This window comes from Archangium lipolyticum (assembly GCF_024623785.1).
GTDB lineage: Bacteria > Myxococcota > Myxococcia > Myxococcales > Myxococcaceae > Archangium > Archangium lipolyticum.
The window spans coordinates 546,704-565,924 of record NZ_JANKBZ010000002.1; the positions used below are offsets into that span (position 1 = coordinate 546,704).

Annotated in this window: 14 protein-coding genes; 10 read left to right on the forward strand and 4 right to left on the reverse strand. The window is 69.9% G+C overall.

Annotated features, from left to right (window positions below; genetic code table 11):
- Nucleotides 1-9: 9 nt before the first annotated feature.
- Nucleotides 10-2,310, reverse strand: a complete 2,301-nt coding sequence (locus tag NR810_RS05920; RefSeq protein ID WP_257448812.1) for an Ig-like domain-containing protein — start codon at nucleotides 2,308-2,310, stop codon at nucleotides 10-12.
- A gap of 176 nt (nucleotides 2,311-2,486) precedes the next feature.
- Between NR810_RS05920 and NR810_RS05925 the strand changes: the two genes are divergently transcribed.
- The 3 genes from NR810_RS05925 to NR810_RS05935 all read left to right on the forward strand — a co-directional run bounded on the left by NR810_RS05925 (nucleotide 2,487) and on the right by NR810_RS05935 (nucleotide 5,583).
- Nucleotides 2,487-3,623, forward strand: coding sequence for an acyl-CoA dehydrogenase family protein (locus NR810_RS05925; RefSeq protein ID WP_257448814.1), 1,137 nt, complete (start codon nucleotides 2,487-2,489; stop codon nucleotides 3,621-3,623).
- A gap of 151 nt (nucleotides 3,624-3,774) precedes the next feature.
- Nucleotides 3,775-4,572: an electron transfer flavoprotein subunit beta/FixA family protein gene (locus tag NR810_RS05930; RefSeq protein ID WP_257448816.1), complete on the forward strand. Its 798-nt coding sequence runs from the start codon at nucleotides 3,775-3,777 to the stop codon at nucleotides 4,570-4,572.
- A 42-nt stretch (nucleotides 4,573-4,614) separates the two neighbouring features.
- Nucleotides 4,615-5,583, forward strand: coding sequence for an electron transfer flavoprotein subunit alpha/FixB family protein (locus NR810_RS05935; protein WP_257448817.1), 969 nt, complete (start codon nucleotides 4,615-4,617; stop codon nucleotides 5,581-5,583).
- Between the two features lie 72 nt (nucleotides 5,584-5,655).
- Here NR810_RS05935 and NR810_RS05940 read toward each other — a convergent pair whose 3' ends face one another.
- Entirely contained in the window at nucleotides 5,656-6,228 is a 573-nt protein-coding gene (locus tag NR810_RS05940) for a cytochrome c oxidase assembly factor 1 family protein (protein WP_257448819.1), read from the reverse strand.
- 179 nt (nucleotides 6,229-6,407) lie between these two features.
- Between NR810_RS05940 and NR810_RS05945 the strand changes: the two genes are divergently transcribed.
- From NR810_RS05945 to NR810_RS05975, 7 genes are all read left to right on the forward strand, one after another.
- Nucleotides 6,408-6,707 (forward strand): PqqD family protein, encoded by a 300-nt coding sequence (locus tag NR810_RS05945; RefSeq protein WP_257448821.1) that lies wholly within the window; start codon nucleotides 6,408-6,410, stop codon nucleotides 6,705-6,707.
- A gap of 41 nt (nucleotides 6,708-6,748) precedes the next feature.
- Nucleotides 6,749-12,604 carry a VCBS repeat-containing protein gene (locus NR810_RS05950; RefSeq protein ID WP_257448823.1) on the forward strand — a complete coding sequence of 1,952 codons (5,856 nt, stop codon included), beginning with the start codon at nucleotides 6,749-6,751 and terminating at the stop codon, nucleotides 12,602-12,604.
- 12 nt (nucleotides 12,605-12,616) lie between these two features.
- Nucleotides 12,617-12,757: a hypothetical protein gene (locus tag NR810_RS05955; RefSeq protein WP_257448825.1), complete on the forward strand. Its 141-nt coding sequence runs from the start codon at nucleotides 12,617-12,619 to the stop codon at nucleotides 12,755-12,757.
- A 9-nt stretch (nucleotides 12,758-12,766) separates the two neighbouring features.
- Nucleotides 12,767-13,543 (forward strand): potassium transporter TrkH, encoded by a 777-nt coding sequence (locus tag NR810_RS05960; protein ID WP_257448827.1) that lies wholly within the window; start codon nucleotides 12,767-12,769, stop codon nucleotides 13,541-13,543.
- Nucleotides 13,518-14,486: a GNAT family N-acetyltransferase gene (locus tag NR810_RS05965; protein ID WP_257448829.1), complete on the forward strand. Its 969-nt coding sequence runs from the start codon at nucleotides 13,518-13,520 to the stop codon at nucleotides 14,484-14,486. The genes NR810_RS05960 and NR810_RS05965 overlap by 26 nt, the downstream gene beginning before the upstream one ends.
- Before the next feature lie 50 nt (nucleotides 14,487-14,536).
- Complete coding sequence (locus tag NR810_RS05970; protein WP_257448831.1) at nucleotides 14,537-15,466, forward strand: DMT family transporter; 930 nt, start codon at nucleotides 14,537-14,539, stop codon at nucleotides 15,464-15,466.
- Nucleotides 15,467-15,564: 98 nt separating this feature from the next.
- Complete coding sequence (locus NR810_RS05975) at nucleotides 15,565-16,542, forward strand: MBL fold metallo-hydrolase (RefSeq protein ID WP_257448833.1); 978 nt, start codon at nucleotides 15,565-15,567, stop codon at nucleotides 16,540-16,542.
- Between the two features lie 95 nt (nucleotides 16,543-16,637).
- Here NR810_RS05975 and NR810_RS05980 read toward each other — a convergent pair whose 3' ends face one another.
- Nucleotides 16,638-17,564, reverse strand: a complete 927-nt coding sequence (locus NR810_RS05980) for a DUF4382 domain-containing protein (RefSeq protein WP_257448835.1) — start codon at nucleotides 17,562-17,564, stop codon at nucleotides 16,638-16,640.
- A 170-nt stretch (nucleotides 17,565-17,734) separates the two neighbouring features.
- The gene (locus NR810_RS05985; RefSeq protein WP_257448837.1) at nucleotides 17,735-19,207 is read right to left on the reverse strand and encodes a pentapeptide repeat-containing protein; all 1,473 of its coding nucleotides are present in this window, start codon (nucleotides 19,205-19,207) and stop codon (nucleotides 17,735-17,737) included.
- Nucleotides 19,208-19,221: the final 14 nt, after the last annotated feature.

Sequence of the window (19,221 nt, forward strand, 5' to 3'; positions counted from 1 at the left end):
CGGAGACGACTACTCGAAGGTCGCCTGGAGGGCCGCGGCCGGCGAGGCCGAGAAGCTGTGGGTGGCCCGGAGCTCGACGGTGCCCGGGGTCGGCTTGGCGGGCGCGGTGCCGCCCTTCATGCGGATGGTGCCGTAGTTGCCGTTGGCGACGCCGTTGAAGTTGTAGTCGACCGTCCGGACGCAGCGGACCTTCACCGGAGGGGTGCTCGGCACCGGCCCCGGCATGGCCGCGCCCGTGTCACACGTCCCGCCAATCTGCAGGCTGCCGTCCGCCTGGGTCGTCGCCACGCGCGTGTTGTAGTCGATGTTGAACCCGCCGTAGTCGAAGGCACCGACGCCGCCAGCGCTGGCGAGCTCGGCGCTACCCCGGCTGCCGGACACCTTCACGACGGAGAAGTTCGCGCCGTCGGTCGACATCCGGTTGTAGTAGGCGTCACCCCAGATGAAGTCCACTTCGATCTGGCCTTCCACCGGCACGAAGTAGTTGTCGGAGTAGGGCTTGAACACCAGGTGGTTGCTCGCCAGGGGCCCGGTGTAGACGAGGTGGATGGCGCGCCAGATCTGCGTGTTGCCATCCCAGCAGCCGTTGGGGCCGTCCCAACTGCCGTTGCGGGTCGCGGGCTTGCTCGGATCGGCGCAGTCGATGCGCTCGGTGTCGATGAAGTCCTCGCCCGGGTCCCACACGCCGTTGTCGTTGCGGTCCACCAGCGGCTCGCCGAGGTCCACGAACCACTCGCCCGGATCCCACCGGCCGTTCTTCACGGTCGTGGTACCGGAGCCGTCGGCGAACTCCTCCTCGCCGGCCACCACGGCGATGACGGTCACCGCCATGTCGCGGGGATTGGGATCGTTCGGGTTGGTCGCGCTGCCGTCGTACTTCTCGCCCGTGAGGGGCGTGACGGGGTAGGGCGGGAAGGCGCCATCGGTGTTGAAGACGGTGACGGCCTCGCCGGTGCCGGCGGCGGGCGTGCTGCCCGCCTGGGGCTTGGAGTTGACGGGGCTGCTGATGGAGCCCGCCTCGGGGTACCACTGCACCGGCGTGGCCAGGCCCACGGGGTTGCCGAAGCGGTCCACCAGCTTGGCCGTGCAGTTGGTGTTGATGCCCTTGCGCGGCGGGGGCGTGGCATGGAGCGCGCCCAGGTTCTTGCGGACGCAGTCCACCGTGAGGCCACGATCCGAGGGCTTGCCACCGACGATGGGGGTACCGGTGTGGTTGGCGTCCACGCTCGGGGTGGAGCTGCGGGTGGCGGTGACCACGGCCCGGACGATGGCCACGCCCACCGTGTTGCCCGAGCGCAGGGTGGTGGACACCTGGCCCTGGGCGTCCGTGGTGCCCGACGGGGTGACGCTCGCACCGGCGGCGCCCGACACCTCGAAGCTCACGTCGATACCCGGGACGGGCTGGGCGTTCGCGTTGAGCACCTTGAAGGTGATGGGCGTGGTGGTCTCACGTCCGGACGACTCCAGGCCCAGCAGCGCCTTGGTGGCGGTGGTCGGCACGTAGGTGACGGAGGAGACGCTCAGGAAGGAGTACTGCGCCGCCTTGGTCTCGTTCTCCACGGTGGCGGTGATGCGCGCCTGGCCGGGCGTGTCGTTGGCCACGTAGAGCGGCGCGCTGGCCTTGCCACCCGAGGTCGTGTTGACGGTGATGCTCTTCACGCCGGGAGTCGGCTGGAACGAGCCCTTGTCGCTGGTGAAGGTGATGGGCGTGCCGTCCGCCACCGGGGCGCTGGTCGAGTTGCGGATGGCCGTGACGGTGACGGTGGTCTGGTCTCCGGTGTTGGCCACGACGACGGGCTTGCTGAACGCGATGTCGATGCTGAACACCGTGGTGACTCCGCCGTCGAAGCCGCCATCCGTGCCGGCGTCACCGGTGCCGGCGTCACCGGTGCCAGCGTCCGGCGTCACGACGGTGCTGCCCACCGTCACCGTCGTCTTGGCGGTAGTGCCGCTCCACTTGCCCTCGATGCTCACGGCGCCCTTGCAGTTGGAGTCCAGGGCCTTGTCACACTTGAAGGTGGTGGTGGCGGTGCCGGTCTCGTCGAGCGTCAGCGTGACGGTGGTCTGGCCATCGCCCAGCAGGCCGGCGGCGGCCGTCAGTTCCACGCTGCCCGTGCCCGGCTCTTCCTTGGCGTCGGTTGCGCTGACGGTGAGGGTGGCGACCTGTCCCTTGTCATCGATGCGGGTGGGCCTGGCGCTTACCTGGAGCAGTGGCTCCCCTTCTTCGTCATCCCCTCCGAAGATTCCCGGACAGGCGGTGGTTCCCAGCACCAGCGCCAGGGCGCCAGTGAGTTTCAACAATCGATGCATGTAGATGACTCCCCTCGGACACGGGGTTGAACCGGCCCAGACCCCGGGTCTTGACGGCTGGCAGTATTCCGGTGCACGCGGTATTCGTCAAACCACAGACACATGGCAGATGAGCCTGTGGGAAGTGCCCTTCCAACCACCGTGTTTTTCTGCCGAATCACAGCCCGCGAGGACCCATGGACTTCCAGCTTTCCGAATCCCAGCGCGCCCTGCAGGAGATGGCGCGCAAGTTTGCTCGCGAGGTGATCCGCCCCAAGGCGGCCCACCACGACGAGACCGCGGAGTTCCCCCGGAGCATCATCGCCGCGGCCTGGGAGAACGGCCTGCTGAACATGGCCATCCCGGAGGCGTACGGCGGCGTGGGCCTGTCGCACCTGGACCAGCTCTTGGCTTATGAGGAACTGGCATGGGGCTGCGCGGGCATGGCCACCTCCATCACGGCCAATGACCTGGCCAACCTGCCCATCATCGTGGGCGCCAACGAGGAGCAGAAGAAGCGGCTGCTCACGCCCTTCACCGAGAAGTTCAAGCTCTCCTCGTTCTGCCTCACCGAGCCGGAGGCGGGCTCGGACGTGGCGAACATGAGCACCACCGCGGTGCGCGACGGGGACCACTACGTCCTCAACGGCTCCAAGTGCTTCATCACCAACGGCGGCCACGCGGACCAGTACACGGTGTTCGCCACCGTGGACAAGGCGAAGAAGCACAAGGGTATTACCTGCTTCGTGGTGGAGGGCCGTCCCAAGGGCCTCACCGTGGGCAAGCACGAGAACAAGATGGGCCAGCGCGCCAGCGACACCGTGGCGCTCACCTTCGAGGACGTGCGCGTCCCGGTGAACAACCGCATCGGCGAGGAGGGCGAGGGCTGGCGCATCGCCATGGAGACGCTGGACAACAGCCGTCCCATCACCGCCATCCTCTCGGTGGGCATCGCCCGCGCCGCGCTCGAGCACTCCCTGGAGTACTCCGCCCAGCGCAAGACGTTCGGCAAGCCCATCCGCGAGCACCAGGGCATCCAGTTCATGCTGGCCGACATGGCCATGAACATCCAGGCCGCGCGCCTGCTGTGCCACCAGAGCGCGTGGTTGCTGGATGAGGGCCAGCGCGCCAGCCTCCAGTCCTCCTACGCCAAGTGCTTCGCCGCCGACATGGCCATGAAGGTCACCACCGACGCCGTCCAGGTCTACGGCGGTTACGGCTACATCAAGGAATACCCGGTGGAGAAGCTCATGCGCGACGCCAAGCTCATCCAGATCTACGAGGGTACCAGCCAGGTGCAGCGCCTCGTGATCGCGCGCGAGCTGTTCAAGTAGGCAAGAAAAACTGTCCGCTCCTTGCGCTTCCCGGTTGCCGGCGCGGGGCGTTGATGCGTAAATCAACGCCCCGCGACGCGGCGCGTTGCGTCATGAAAACGCGCCCGTCACGCCATTTCTGGGAGTACCCGCTCTAAGGAGAAGGACGACCGTGAAGATCCTCGTCACCGCCAAGCGCGTGGAAGACCCCGAGTCCAAGATCAAGGTGAAGCCGGACGGCTCGGGCATCGTTCAGGAGGGGCTCAAGTACAAGATCAACCCCTTCGATGAGATTGGCGTCGAGGAGGGACTGCGTCTCGTCGCCAAGCATGGCGGCGAGGTGGTGGTCGTCTCCATCGGCGGCAAGGAAGTTCAGGAGCAACTGCGGCACGCGCTGGCCATGGGTGCCCAGCGCGCGGTGTGGGTGAACCACACGGGCCCGTTGGACCAGATGGGCGTCGCCGGGCTGCTGCAGAAGGTGGTGGAGAAGGAGAAGCCGGACCTCGTCGTGCTGGGCAAGCAGTCCATCGACGACGACCAGAACCAGGTGGGCCAGTACCTGGCCGAGTACCTGGGCTGGGGCCAGGCCACGTTCGCCTCCAAGGTGGAGTCGCTGGAAAGCGAGCAGGAGAAGAACAAGGTGCCGGCGCTGCAGATGGGCGCGGACGGCAAGAGCGTGCGCGTGGTGCGCGAGGTGGACAACGGCCTGGCGACGCTCGAGTGCGCGCTGCCGGCGGTGGTCACCACGGACCTGCGCCTGAACCTGCCGCGCTACGCCAGCCTGCCGGGCATCATGAAGGCCAAGAGCAAGCCCATCGAGGAGCTGACGCCGCAGAAGCTGGGCGTGGACGTCACCCCGAAGGTGCAGGTGCTGAAGATGGCGGCGCCGCCTCCGCGCAAGGCGGGCATCAAGGTGCCGGACGTGGCGACGCTGGTGGACAAGCTGCGCAACGAGGCCAAGGTCGTCTGACGGGGCGTCGTTCCCCTTCTTCTTCGAGATTAGGAGCCGAACATGCCGATCGTTCTCATCGTTGCGGAGCAGCAGCCGGACGGGAACCTGCGCAAGGCGACCCTCAACGCCATTGGCGCGGGCAAGCAGCTCGCCGAGAAGGCGGGCGCGGAGCTGCACCTGGTGCTGCTCTCCAAGGATCCCTCCAAGGTCACCCAGGAGCTCGCGGGCCTGGGCGCCAAGGCGGTGCACACCGCCGCGGCCCCCGAGTTCGAGCACTACCTGGCCGAGACGTACGCCCCGGCCATCGCCGAGTTGGCGAAGTCCATTGGCGCCAACTACGTGGGCATGGCGTCCACCGCGCAGGGCAAGGACCTGATGCCCCGCGTGGCCGCCCGCCTGCAGGCCGCCATGGCCACCGACGTCATGGGGTTCAATGGTAGCGGCGCGGACGTCACGTTCTCCCGGCCCATGTGGGCGGGCAACGTGTTCGCCGAGGTGAAGCTCACCACGCCGGTGAAGGTCTTCACCCTGCGCGCCACCGAGTTCCCCGCGGCCGCGGGTGGCCAGGGCGCCGCCGAGGTCAAGACCTTCTCCCCCAAGGTGGAGACGGGCAAGACGAAGTTCGTCGACTTCAAGGAGGTCAAGAGCGCGCGGCCCGAGCTCACCGAGGCACGCGTGGTGGTGTCCGGCGGCCGTGGCACCAAGGGCGACTTCAAGGAGATCGAAGCGCTGGCCGACGAGCTGGGTGCCGCCGTGGGCGCCTCGCGCGCGGTGTGCGACGCCGGTTGGGTGCCCAATGACCTGCAGGTGGGCCAGACGGGCAAGGTGGTCGCGCCGCAGCTCTACATCGCCGCGGGCATCAGCGGTGCCATCCAGCACCTGGCGGGCATGAAGAGCTCCAAGACGATCGTCGCCATCAACAAGGACCCCGAGGCCCCCATCTTCCAGGTGGCGGACTACGGGCTGGTGGAGGACCTCTTCAAGGTGCTGCCCGCGCTGCGCGAGGCCATCCACAAGGCCAAGGGCTAGGCATCGCCTGAGCAGTCCCGGGAGGGGCGGTGGCGGGGAGACTCCTCGCGCCGCCCCTTCGCCGTTGCGGGTTCAGAGCTCGATGTCCTTCTGCCCCTCCTCGGGCTCCCGCTCCTCGGGCTCGACGGGCTCCCCACCGGGCTCCTCGTCCTCGGGCAGGGGCTCGACGTCCGGGAGCGAGTCCTGGAAGGGCACGGTGTCGGGTGGGGGCGCGGGTTCTCCGCCGAGCAGGTCGATGGTCGGGCGTCCCGGCACCTCCACCTGAAGCGTGGTGAACTTCCACTGCTCCCCGTCCTTGTAGGCCTCGACGAGCAGGGTGCCGTCGGCCTTGGGGCCCTGGAGGGGCACGGAGAAGTTGGCCGAGCCCTGGTCGTCGTGGGACTGGATGGAGCCCTGGAGCATCATCCCCGACTCGATGGGCTCGCCGAGTGCCTCGCGCACCTCGGGCGACTGCTTTGCCTGGGTGAGCGCCTCGACGAAGACGCCGGTGCCCCGGAGCGCCTGGTAGGTGACGCCGAAGATGAGGGCGCCGAGGCAGCCGCAGGACAGCAGCAGCCCCAGGCATCCGGTGGGCACCACCCACTTCCAGTTGCGGCCCCACCAGCCCTGCCGGGGAGCCATCTCGCCTTCTGGCATCGTATTCATGGTTTCCCTGGTTCCTCCCGACGCCCCCGAGGGTGGCGCGCCCCCGTCATAGCGGTTACCGCATGGTCGACAACAGGGCTTGCGGGCGAGCACGGTTCCTGGCCCGGGTATCGGGGTGGGGGTAGCATCGCACCCTGCTTCGAACGGACCGGGGGTCATGTGGGTGCACGGAGGCGCACATGGAGGACGTGATGAAGGGGGTGCCGCGCCTCCATCCGGACGCGGGCGTGCAGCGGGTGGGAGACCGGGTGCTGGCGGTGGGGCCGGACGACACCCTGCACACGTTCGAGGACGAGGGCGGCGAGGTATCCGCGGTGGCCGAGCGCATCCTCGAGCTGGTCGACGGCCGGCGGACATTGGGCGAGATCGTGGCGGCGCTGTGCGAGGAATTCGAGGTGGAGCCCGAGGTGTGCCGTGAGGACACGGTCGCCTTCGTGAGGCTCCTTGTGGACAAGAAGGTGTTGGTGCTCGGGCCGTGAGGCCCTGTGTGGGGCCGGTTCCAGTACGTCGAGAGGCAGTCATGCGTCGAACGGGATGGCAGTGGCTTCTGGCGGTGTGTGCGCTGTGGACGGCGGGCTGTACGTGCGGCAAGCCGCCGGTGGAGTCCGCGCTGACGGTGGCGTTCGAGCGGCCGGTGGATGGGCAACGGCTGGCGCTGGGGGATGACGCGGACGTGGGCACCGCGGGCTTCCAGTACGACGTGGTGGCGGTGGCGGCGGACTCGGCCGGGCGCGAGGTGACGCTGGCGCGGGCGAAGCTGGAGGTGCTGTCGGCGGGCGAGTCGGTGTGGCGGGAGGGGCCCGCGGCGACCCTCGAGGGCCAGCGGGTGCGCTTCCCCACGGTGACGTTGCCGGGGCGCACCAACGTGCTGCGGGTAACGGTGGAGGAGGAGGGCTCGAAGCGCACGGCGTCGCACGACCAGAGCGTGACGGTGGGCAGCGAGACGAGGACCCTGGACATCGTCATCCCCGCCGAGGGGCAGGTGCTGCGGGAGGTGGATGACGCGGACCCGCTGCTGCCGGGCTACCAGGTGGATTTCGAGGTGTGGGGCACGGGACTGCGCGGAGCCAGTGGCCTCCTCTCGTGCGCGGGGGTGTGCGGCATCGCGCCGGTGCCCTTCACGGTGGGGGACAATGGCAGGGCCATGGCGCGGGTGACGCTCTCCGAGCCGGTGCGCGAGGCGCAGCCCTCCCAGTGCGTGGCGGTGGTGAAGCTGCCCGGAGGGGATGTGACGTCTCCGGCGCGCGGCATGACGTTGGACACCGAGGGACCGCGGCTGGCCATCAGCTCGCCCGTGTCGGCGGTGGCCACCCGCACCTTCAAGGTGGAGGCGGTGGTGCGCCCGGTGGAGGACGGTGCCACGGCCACGTTGACGCGGGCGGGAGCCGAGCCGCTGTCGGCCACGGTGCGCGCGGGGCAGGTCTTCTTCCCGGAGGTCACCGTTCCCGGCGACGGCCGTCACGACTTCCAGCTCAGCGTCACGGACTCCGGTGGCAACGTGGCCGGCAAGCCCTTCTCCGTCGTGGTGGCGAGCACCGCGCCCACCCCCGTGCTGCGCGTGCCGGCCACCATCGGCACCTTCGTCGCGGGCCAGCCCGCCCAGGTCGAGGCGGTGGTGAAGGTGGACGACCAGCCGGTGGGCACGGAGGTGGAGCTGTGGACGACGGTGTCTGGCCGGCTCGGCCAGCCGCAGCGCGCGCGGACGGTGGATGGCAGCGGGGAAGGCCGGGTGGCGCGCTTCACCCTGTCGCTCGCCGAGGGCGCCAACACGGTGAAGGCGTGCGTGCGCAACGCGGCCGGCACCCAGGTGTGCACGCTCGCCACGACGCAGGTGCGCACGGGCCGTCCCAACTGCCGCATCGTCGAGCCCTCGCCGGGCGACGTGCTGCCCGCGGGCGGCAAGCCGGTGGTGGTGCGGGTGGAGGCGCTCGGCAACAATGGACCGGTGAGCCTCTCCGCGCAGCGGCCGGGGGCCTCGGAGAACGCCTCGGGGACGGCCTCGGGGGGCGCTGCCTCGCTGTCGATGAACCTGTCCGGGGACGGCGCCTGGAGTCTGGTGGCCTCGTGTGCCGGCGGCGGTGTCAGCCAGGCCGTCACCGTGTCCCGTGACACCACGCCTCCCACGCTCGCCGTCACCGTGCGCGACGCGCCCGGGGGCCGCATCGAGCCCTCCTTCATCGACACCTCCCCGCTGCCCGGCACCCAGGTGGTGCTCGACGCGGTGACGGAGCCCTTCGCGCAGGTGCTCGTCCAGGGCTGCGGGTTGCAGGGTACCCTCCTGGCGAACGCGGACGAGCAGGGCCGTGCCTCGCTTCGGGACGTCGGTGTTCCCACCAGCGGCACCTGCTCCTTCTCCGCGCGAGCGGTGGATCTGGCTGGCAACGAGTCCTCGGTGTCCGTGCCCGTCGCGTCGGCCTTTGGGACCTCCTCCCTGAAGTTCGAATCGCCGGATCCCTCCCGGACGTTGGGTCCGACGGATGGCTCGCCGGTGGGTGACGGCAATCTCCAGGTGTCGCTCAATCTGGGCTTCTCCGCGGGCGCCCTGGGACAGTTGAAGCTCTACCGGGACACCGCCGAGGTGGGTGGAGTCCCCGTGGAGGTGGTGGACACCGGGAAGACCTTCTCGGGGGTGCAGCTCGCCGATGGCGTGAACGTGCTCCGCGCGGTGCTGGTGAACAACGCGGGCGCCGGGGCGTGCGCGAGCGCGCTGTACACCGTGGACACCACGCCGGGCGATATCGTCCTCACCGCGCCGGGTGCCTCCAGCAACTACAACCTGCAGTCGGATCGCGACCCGCTCACTCCCGGCATCCAGCACCCCCTGGCCTACACGCTCAACGGTGCCTCCGCGTCGGCCACGGTGGACGTGTGCACCAGTGTCGCGCTCACCACGGCGGCGGCGCCGTGCCGGGACGGGAGCGGCTGGTTCACCCTGGCGGCGGGGGTTCCGGCCTACACCAACCTGTTCTCCTATCCGGATGGGAGGTACTCGCTGAAGGTGGTGCTCGACGAGGGTGGCACCGTCCGTGAGTCCGCTCCCGTGTCGCTGGTGGTGGACAGCGTGCGCCCGGAGGTGACCGCGCTCGAGCTCGTGGGTGACGTCAACGGTGACCGCATGGTGAATGCCACCGAGTGGCCCACGGGTGCTCCGGTCCTGCGCGTGTCCACCAGCGGGCTGGCGACCGGTCTGCCGATCCAGGTCCGCGACGCCACGAACAACACCCTCTATGGCAATGCCATGTCCACGGGGACGGTGACCGACGTGACGCTCGGTTCGTTGCCGTCCCTCGAGGAGGCGGATTACTCGCTGGTGGTCGTCGTCACGGACTCCGCGGGCAACGCCAACCGGACGGTGGCCGCCGTGCCGCCCAATCCGTTGGATCCGGTCAATGCCGCGGCCCTGCTGTCCTTCCGGCTGGACCGGGTGGTGCCCGAGCTCAGCCCCACCTCACCGGGCAGGGCCACGCTCGGACCGGCGGATGACGCGGTTCCGGCCACGGCGGGCTTCCAGCTCCGGGCCAGCGCGCTGACGAGCGCCGACGTCGGGCCGGGTGGTGTCTCCCTGCGCCTCGACCCCGCGGGCACCGTGGTGACGAAGACCCCGGAAGGACGCTCGGTGTCCCACGACTTCACGGTCGAGGCGGCGGGCACCCGGAGCTACACGCTCGTCTTCACCGCTCAGGACAAGGCGGGCAACGTGAGCCCGCCGGTGAACATGCCGGTGACGGTGGACCTGGAGGCCCCGCGGCTCACGCTGAGCAGCCCCACCTCCGGCACCACCCTCGGCTCTCCGCTGGCGACGGTGAGGGTGGAGGTCGAGGGCGGCGAGGGGCTCATCGTGAGTGTCTTCTCCGTACGAGGGAACTCGAAGGAACTGGTGGGCTCCTTCCCGGTGGTGAATGGCGTGGCGCAGGGAAGTGTGAACCTTCCCGAGGGCACGCAGGACGTGACGGTGGAGACCGTGGACGCAGCGGGCAACCGCGGCTCGGCGAGTGCGCAAGGGGTGACGGTGCCGCACGTCGGCTGTGACGTCACGCTCACCTCTCCCGCGGGCACTCCGGTCACCTTCAACCAGACGGATGATGGGAACGCGAGCCTGTCGGGCCTGCAGTACACGCTGCACGGGCGCACCAACCGCTGCGCGGGCCAGACCGTGTCGCTCTACAAGGGTGGCACCTTGCTGGGCTCCACGGTGGCGGCTCCGGGCACCGGGGACTTCTCCTTCGACGTGTCGCTGCCGGACGGCGAGCAGTCCCGGCTGACGGTGGAGATGATCGACTCGGCGTCGAGCCAGACGAGCGACTTCGTCGACTACACGGTGGACATCTCCCCGCCCGCCTTCAGCACCGTCACTCCCGCCCAGAAGACGTTGACCTTCGTGTCCGCCTCCAACGTGAACCTGCCGGGCACCGGCTACGTGCAGGATCTCACGCCGGGCGGTGACGCGGAGGCGGAGCTCCGGGCGACGGTGACGGGCGCCACCGGGGGCCGCCTGCGCATCCTCTACAAGGGCACCACGGAGCTCGCGTCGTTGCCGATCTCCCAGAGCCCCGAGTCGCTGACGATTCCCCTCGTCCTGCCGCACGGCACCTCCGGGCCGTTGGAGCTGAGGCTGCGCGATACGGCCCTCAACGAGACGGTGTACGCCATCGACGTCACCGTGGACGTGCGGCCTCCGGCCCAGGTGGCCTTCACCGCGAAGGTTCCCACGGGTGGGGCACGCAAGGCCTGGGTGGACCTGACGTGGCCTCAGAGTGGTGATGATGACGCCACGGGCACGCCGGCGGGTTACGACCTGCGCTGGACCACCGACACGCTGCTGCCGACGGGCATCCCGGACGAGGCCACCTATTACGGGTCCAAGGTGCGGCGGGAGACCGGTGCGTTGCTGCCCGCGCAGACCACCTCCTACCGGCTCACCCTGCCTCCGCTGGCGAAGTACTTCATCGAGGTGCGGGCCCTCGACGAGGTGGGCAACGTCTCGCCCTTCCGGACCATCCCGGTCTTCGACAATGCGCCGAACAAGGTCCTCACCAACCCCACGGCCCGGTCCGGGTTCTTCGGCCTCGTCCTGGCCAGCGGTGACCTGAACGGTGATGGCAGGGATGAGCTGGTGGCGGGGGATTCCAGGGCCGCCTATGTCGTGGGCAGCGCGACCACCACGAACGTGGGGGCGGTCCACATCTACTCCGACGCCCTCTCCGGGAACGAGACGCCCCTGACGCTGTGGCCCTCCACGCCCACGGTGGGGGCGCAGCTCTTCGGGAACGAGGTGGCGGTGGGCAACGTGGGCGACGCCTCCGGCGAGGGACGGCCGGATCTGCTGGTGGGCTCGCCGAACTGGTCCACTGCTCGAGGCCGGGCCTTCCTCTACTTCGGCCGTACGGGCCAGCCGGTGGACCCGGCTCCCATCGAGTTCCGGGGCCAGGCCAGCTCGACGAATTTCGGCCACGCCGCCCGCATCATCGCGGACCTCAATGGAGATGGGTTGTCCGAGGTGCTCCTCAGCGCCGACGGGGAGAATGGTGGGAAGGGCAGGGTCTATCTCTTCTTCGGGCGCACCCGCGCCAACTGGGTGGCGGCCTCGACCGGAAACGAGAGCGGCGTGACCTTCGTGCCCGTGGACAAGGCGGACCGCATCATCGAAGGGGATACGAGCCTCAACGTGGGCACGAACACCTACTTCGGCCGGCGGCGGGGACAGGCGAACGTGGGAGACCTCGATGGCGATGGCAAGCCGGAGCTTTCGATCTCCTCGCCCTACGACAAGGTCAACACCCTCTACATCTATCCCGGGAGCATCCTGATGGCCCGCAACGGCGCGACCGTGGCGGAGCGGACGCTGACGGTCGCGGACACGTTGCAGCGCCTCACCTACGGTCCGGTCAGCACGGGAGGTCTCAATGGCTTCGGCGTGGACGTGGTGGCACGGGTGAACTTCACCGGTGGACCCGCCAGGGACCTGGTCGTCAGCCAACCCGAGTCGAACACCCTTCGCCTCTTCCCGGACGGTGGGGCGTCGGGGTTCGTCCAGCCCGAGTGGTCCGTCACCGTGGCGAACGACCCCAGCATCACCGTCAAGCGCTTCTTCGGCTACACGCTGGCCTCGGCGGACATCAACCAGGATGGGTTGCCGGACCTCGTGACCGGCGAGTCCATGACCACCAGCGCCTCCGCCTGGATCCTCTACAACCGGGGGGGCACCGGAGCGCCGTTCGATCTCGTGGCCGGTGAAGGTGTCGCCCAGTCCCGTTTCAAGGGAGTCAAGGCGCTCGGGGCCGGTGTCGTGACGGGTGACTTCAACGGGGATGGTGCGCCGGACGTGGCGGCGGGCGATCCCTTTGATACCCCGGGGCGCATTACTGTGTGGTATTGATAGAACTCGACCATGCGGACGGAACCGAAGCAGCCACTTCCCAAGAAGCCCTACAGTCCTCCCCGGGTGAAGTCCGAGCGCATCATCGTGCCGGACCTGTTCCAGCCGACGAACTGCGACCCCTTCGGTGACCCGCGCCCTGAGTGCCTGTAGGTCCGGAGCATGGCGCGGGTGTGCTTCGGCCGGTGGGTGTGCGAGGTCGAGGACGCGCTCCTCGACGCGGCCCGCCCCCGGTGCAGTGACGCGCCCTTCCTCGTGGAGGAGGGGCGGCCACGGTTGAGGCTCCGCCGGCTGGCGGACCTGGGCGAGGGGGCCCGGCCCTTTCAAACCGGCCAGCCCTCGCTCGGCGCCGTCCGGGTGGAGGAGGACGGGCTGGCGACGGATGCTCCCCTGGAGCTCCTCCCGGCGGAACTCGCGCTGCGTGCGCTCTTCCAACTCGCCATCCTGCGCCAGGGAGGTCTCTGCCTGCATGCCGCTGGCGTGGCCTTCGGTGAGGAGGCGGTGGTGGCCCTGGGCATCAGTGGGGCCGGCAAATCCACCCTCTCGCGGCTTTGCGTCCAGTCAGGCAGGGCCGCGCTGCTCTCGGACGAGGTGGTGGCGCTGTTGCCGGACGGCCTCGTGTGCGGCAGCCCCTTCCGCTCGGAGCCGGACCTGCCCGCCACACGCACCGAGGCTCGCCTGCACGCCTTCCTGTTGCTGGAGAAGGGGCAGGTCGAGTCGATCTCCCCGGTGCGCCCCGCGGCCCTGGTGGCTCCGCTGCTCGGACAGGTGTTTCAGGGGGAGGGGGGCACGGGGCTGAGCCTCGGCGCTGCGACGCTTCCGAGGCTGGGTGGCCTGATGGCGCCCGTTCCGGGATTCCGCCTGACGTTCCGCAAGGACCCGGCCGTGGCGGGTTTCCTCGACGAGTGGATGCATGGGCTCACGCCGTCCCGAGGATGAGTGGGCGGCGTTCCTCGAGGCGAGCCCTCCAGGTACGCGCCTCTGGGTTCGAGGCGCCGGACGGAGCATGTACCCGCTGCTGCGCGGGGGTGATTCCGTCCAGGTGGAGCGCTGCTCGGACGTCTTCGCGGTGCGGCCCGGGGACATCGCCCTCGTCCGTGTGGAAGGGAGAGGGCTCGCGGCTCATGTGGTGTGCTCCGTGGCGCCTCTGCGTACGCGGTCCTTCCTCGGGCGCGCGGACGAGGGCCCCGTGCAGCTGCTGGGACGGGTGGTGGCCGTCCGGCGCTCGGGGCTTCGCCTGCCGGTGGGAGGCCGGCTCGTGCCATTGCTGCTGGCCATGCACCGGGTGGGTGCTCGCGCGGCGGGCAGCGCCTCGCTTCGCCGAAGCGTCCAGGTGCTGCGGGGCATCGCCTCTTCTCCGGCCACCCGCGAGCCGCGGCGGCGGTGGCTCGGTCCCATCGAAGTGCGGCTTCTCGCCCTGGAGGACGCGGAGGCACTGCTGCTCTACGCGGGGCATGCCCTGCGTGGCCCCACGGCTTTCCTGGGCGACTCGCTGCGGGAGCGGTGGTGTCAGGAGGACGGAGCGGTGGGCGCCTTCACCCGCCGGGGCCGGATGGTGGGCTTCGCGGTCCGGGAAGAGGCGTGGCTGCGCTACCTCCACGTGACGGAGGAAGCGCGGCGGCTTGGGGTGGGGACGCGGCTGCTCCGGGAACTGGAGGGGTCCGCCGCCCGACGAGGCATCCGGGTGCTGCGCGCGGCGGTGCGGGAAGAGGAGGTGGCCTGCCGGGAGTTCCTGGCCAGCGGTGGCTTCCTCGATGTGCCTGGAGGGCAAGGAGCGGAGCGCCAGGGTCCACCTTGGAGACAGTCCGGAGGGCCCTGGCGTGAGCTCGTGCACCCCCTGGGGGATGAAGCCCTCCCCCCATTGCATCGGCCCGGAGGGTAGGCCAAAAGCACGGGGCCTTCCTTCCCCTCGATGAGAGCGATTCCCGCCCCGTGAGCAGCCCCTCTTCCTCTTCGACGAACGATGCCGCCCGCCTCCGCGCGGACGGGGCCCTGGTGCTCATGACCGCCTTCTGGGGCACCACCTTCGTGGTGGTGAAGGGGGCGCTTGGCCATGGGGACCCGTACTCCTTCCTCACGCTTCGGTTCACGCTCGGCGCGTTGGCGCTCACGGCCGTCGCCCGGCGCGAGATGCTCGAGCCCCAGACGCTGCGCCGGGGGCTGCTGCTGGGGGTCTTCCTCTTCCTCGGCTTCGTGCTGCAGACGGTGGGGCTGGTGTCCACCACGCCCTCGCGCTCGGCCTTCATCACCGGGCTGTACGTGGTGTTCGTCCCGCTGCTGGGGCTGATCCTCTTCCGGCGCATGCCGCGCGTCACTTCATGGGTGGGCGTGGTGCTGGCGGCGGTGGGCCTGCGCTACCTCACCGGCGCGGACGTGGGAGAGGGGGGATTGTCCGTGGGCGACTGGCTGACGCTGGGCTGCGCGATGGCCTACGCCCTCCACATCCTCCTCACCGAGCGCTACGCGTCGAAGACGGGAGTGGTGGCGCTCGTGGCCGTGCAGTTGTGGGTGGTGACCGTGCTCTCCGCGCTCTGCCTGCCCTTCACCGAGACCCGGGTGGAGTGGACGCCGTCCTTCATCGGGGCGGTGGCCTTCTGCGGCCTCCTGGCCAGCGCGCTGGCCCTCTGCGTGCAGACGTGGGCGCAGGTGCGCACCACCGCCGTGCGCGTGGCGCTCATCTGCTCCATGGAGCCCGTCTTCACGGCGGTGTACTCGGTGTGGCTCGGCTACGAGACGCTCGGCGTGCGCGAGTGGGGCGGCGGAGGTCTCATCGTGGTGGGCGTGCTGGTGGCCGAGCTGGGAGGCCATCTCCTCGAACGCCTGCGCGGGCGCGGGGCCACCGAGCAGCTCCCCGAGGTGTAGCACGGGCCCGCTCCTCCGCCTGCCCGGCGCTCGGGTTCGTGGGGCGGTGGTCAAGAAGGCGCATGGGCCGTGGGGACACGCTATATCCAGCGCCTCCCATGAGCGTCGAGCTGCGAAGGAACGGACTGCACCTGGCTGGGACGCCGCTGGCGCTGGATGCCACGCGCAAGTGCCCGCTGTCCTTCGTCAGCCACGCGCACTCGGACCACATCGCCCGGCACGAGCGCACCATCGCCACCGCCGCCACCCTGCGTCTCATGGCGCACCGGCTGGGGACGCTCAGCGCGCCGCTGCCGGCCCCCTACGGCCGCCCCTTCGCGCTGGGCTCGCTGACGCTGGAGCTGCTGCCCGCGGGCCACGTGCTCGGCAGTGCCCAGCTGCGCGTCACCCGGGAGGACCGCCGGCGCATCGTCTACACGGGGGACATCAACCTCGCCCCCTCGCTCACCGCCGAGCCCGCCCAGGTGGCCGAGTGCGACACGCTCATCATCGAGTCCACCTTCGGTCATCCGCGCTACGTCTTCCCTCCGAGAGAAGAGGTGCTGGGGCAGGTGGAGTCCTGGGTGCGCCGGCACCAGGAGCGCGGCGCGGTGCCGGTGCTGCTGGCCTATGCGCTGGGCAAGAGCCAGGAGGCGATGAAGTACCTGTCGGACCGGGGCTTCCCGCTGGTGGCGCACGCCTCCATCTACGAGGTGACGAAGCTGTACGGTGAGCTCGGTGTCCCCATCGAGCCGCTGCGCCGCTTCGACGGGCGCGTCGAGCCGGGCGAGGTGCTCTTCTTCCCGCCGCACCAGGCGCGGGGTGGGGCGCTGGCGCCGCTCTGGCCGCGTGCCACGGCCGTGCTCACGGGCTGGGCGGTGGATGGGCCGGGGGCCACGCGGCGCTATGGCGCGGACGTGGCTTTCCCGCTGTCGGACCATGCCGATTGCCCCTCACTGGTGCGCTACGTGAAGGCCACCGGCGCCCGCGACGTCATCACCCTGCATGGCTTCGCCGAGGAGCTGGCCGAGGTGCTGCGCGCGGAGGGCCTGGATGCGCGCGCGCTCGGGCAGCCCAAGCAGCTCGCGCTCCTCTGAGCCTTCGAAAAGACAACCGGGGACACGGCGCGAGCCGTGTCCCCGATCGGGCATCCCACCTGGTGAAGGAGGGCGGCAGGGGGACGCCTCCTGGATTACTGCGCCGAGGCGGAGGTGAGGATGAAGGCCTGCGTCTGGTCCTGGCCGGAGGAGATGGTGACGGGGGCCGGCACGGAGGGGTTGGTGGTGAAGCTCACGCCCGCGGGAGCCACGAAGTTGATCTTGTAGTTGCCGGGGACGAGGAACTTGAAGCTGGCCTCGAACACGCCGTCGCCGTTGGCGTCCGTCAGGGCGATCTCCTCGGCGGCGGGGGCGGCGGCGCCGTCGGCGTCGGCCTCGGCGGTGAGCGTGGCCTTGAACTGGCCGAGCGTCACGGCCTGCTCATTGATGACGGGCAGGCTCACCTCGGCGCCCTTGGCCAGGGTCACGTTCACGCTGCCGCTGAAGGTGATGTCCGCGCCCTTGATGACCGGCTTCATCACCCACTTGTCGCCCTGGCCGCGCTCCTTGCCGAAGCTCTGCGCCACGTCGAAGTCCACGAGGATGACCTTCTGCTCGCCGGAGATCTCCACGTCGCCGTCGAACTTCACCTTCAGACCGGAGGAGCTGAAGCTGGGCGTCTGCAGCTTGCCAGCGACCTTGGCGCCCTCGGGCAGGCCGGCGTAGTTGTCCTCGGTGGCGTAGATGAGGGTGCTGCCGTCGGCCTGCTCCACCTCGATGTAGGCGCCGGAGATGACGAAGCGCAGCTCGGAGTAGGTGCCGGCGGGGACGACCGCGTCCTTCACGATGTCCTGGGTGTCGTTGGCCAGGGAGATGAGGTTGGTGGTCGTCGCCTCGTCGCTGAGCACCACCTTGCCACCCTCACCCTGGAGGTAGACCTCCGAGATGGTGACGACGGCCTTCTTGAAGTCGCCGGGGGCGTCGGTCAGCTTGATGGTGACCTGGCTGTCGCCGCCGCAGCCGGTGAGCAGACCGAAGGTGAGCGCGAACAGGCTGAGCGTCAGAAGCTGGATGCGTTTCATGGAGAGGGTGCTCCGGGGTTCGAGTTGCCACTCCCCAAAGCACTCCCCGTGCCGCGCCCCAACCCCTTGAAATCAGGCCCGCCGGGCCGTCGAGACCCCGGCGGGTGTACCGGATGGGACAGGGGGAGTGTCCCGGGCCGTTCACTTCCCCCATCCGCGCGGGCCGCCCGTCACACCTCGCCGGGCGACTGGACGATGAGCTTCTCCTTGCCGCACACGTCGCAGCGCAGGTGGACGAACAGGTCCTCCTCGCTCTCCTCGGGCACCTCGCCCTCGGGAACGCCGAGCTCGCTCTTGCCCAGCGCCGGCACCTTCCGGGGGATGTCCTCGGCGGTCAGGGACTGCACGTACGTCATCTCCCGGTCGTGGCACTCGCGCGTCTCGGGGCCGGTGAGCCACGCGGGCTCCATGCCCTCGGGCAGCCGGCCGATGAGCTCCAGGTGCGAGAGGGCCTCGGCCAGGTACGCCAGGCGCCGCAGCCGGGCCTCCTCGGGGAGGGCGGCGAACACCTGGAAGCCCTCGAGCAGCGCCTGCCGGTCCTCGCCGGTGGCTAGCTGCGCCAGCTCCATGGCGGCGTCCGCGGACTCCAGCGCCTCCTCCCAGTTGTTCTCCGGGTTGAAGCCGGCCTCCAGCAGCGCGGTGTAGAGCTGCGTGGCGGCCAGCCGGCGGCGCACCTCGTGGGTGTGCTCCACCACCTCCTGGGGGAGCCGCAGCTCCAGCAGGGCGCCGGTGGTGCGCGGATCCACCGAGCCGGTGAGGTCATCCACCTGCAGCTCCTCGCGCAGGGCGTTCTTGACCGTCTTGGCCGCGGAGAAGCGGAAGGAGGGCACCACGCCCACCTCGCGCAGGTACATGGCGGCGAGGTTGGCGTCCTTGGAGCCCATGCGCAGCGAGCGCTGGGCGCGCTCCACGGCGCCGGGGTCCGCGGCGGGCTTCTTGTTCTCCAGCCGCGTCTTCACCGCCTCGCGGTAGAGCGTCTCCAGGGAGGAGCCGGGAGGCAGGCGCGCGGGCAGCAGCGGGCGCAGGCCGGGCACGTCCAGCACCCAGAGGGGCGGGGCCCCCATGCGCTTGAGGGCGCGGAAGAAGAGCTGACCCGGGTTGTCCTGGGGCTTGAAGGGGGGCAGCTCGTTCTCCGCGGGTTGCTCGGCGGCGGGGGCCAGCAGGGCTCCGGGGCCCATGACCCGGTCGCGCTGCTCGCGGGTGAAGGCGGTGATGCCCTGCACCGGGGGCGGCGGGGGCGGCGGGGGCTCCTGGCCATCCAGGCCGGTGACGCGGTCCATGTCCACGTCCTCGAAGTCCGCCTCCTCCACGCCCTTGGCGCCGGTGAAGTCGCAGCGCAGCAGCTTGAGCTTCTCGAAGGTGGCGCCCTCCAGGTTGGCGCCCCGGAAGTCACAGTCCTGGAGGCGGCCGCCGTGGAAGTAGGCGTTGGAGAGGTCCGTATCGCGGAAGTTCACCTTGGACAGGTCGCAGCGCTCCCACTCACTGCCCACCAGTCCCAGACCCGACAGGTCGGCATTGGCGGAAAAGAGCTGGGTGAAGGTCGCGCCCGTGTGCTCGGTGGGCACCTTGCCGGCCTTGCGCAGTCGGTTCCATTCCGCGCTTCCGTTCTGAAGGAGCTGTTCAATCGTGGGGGCTTTCGGCATGGACCCGAATTTAT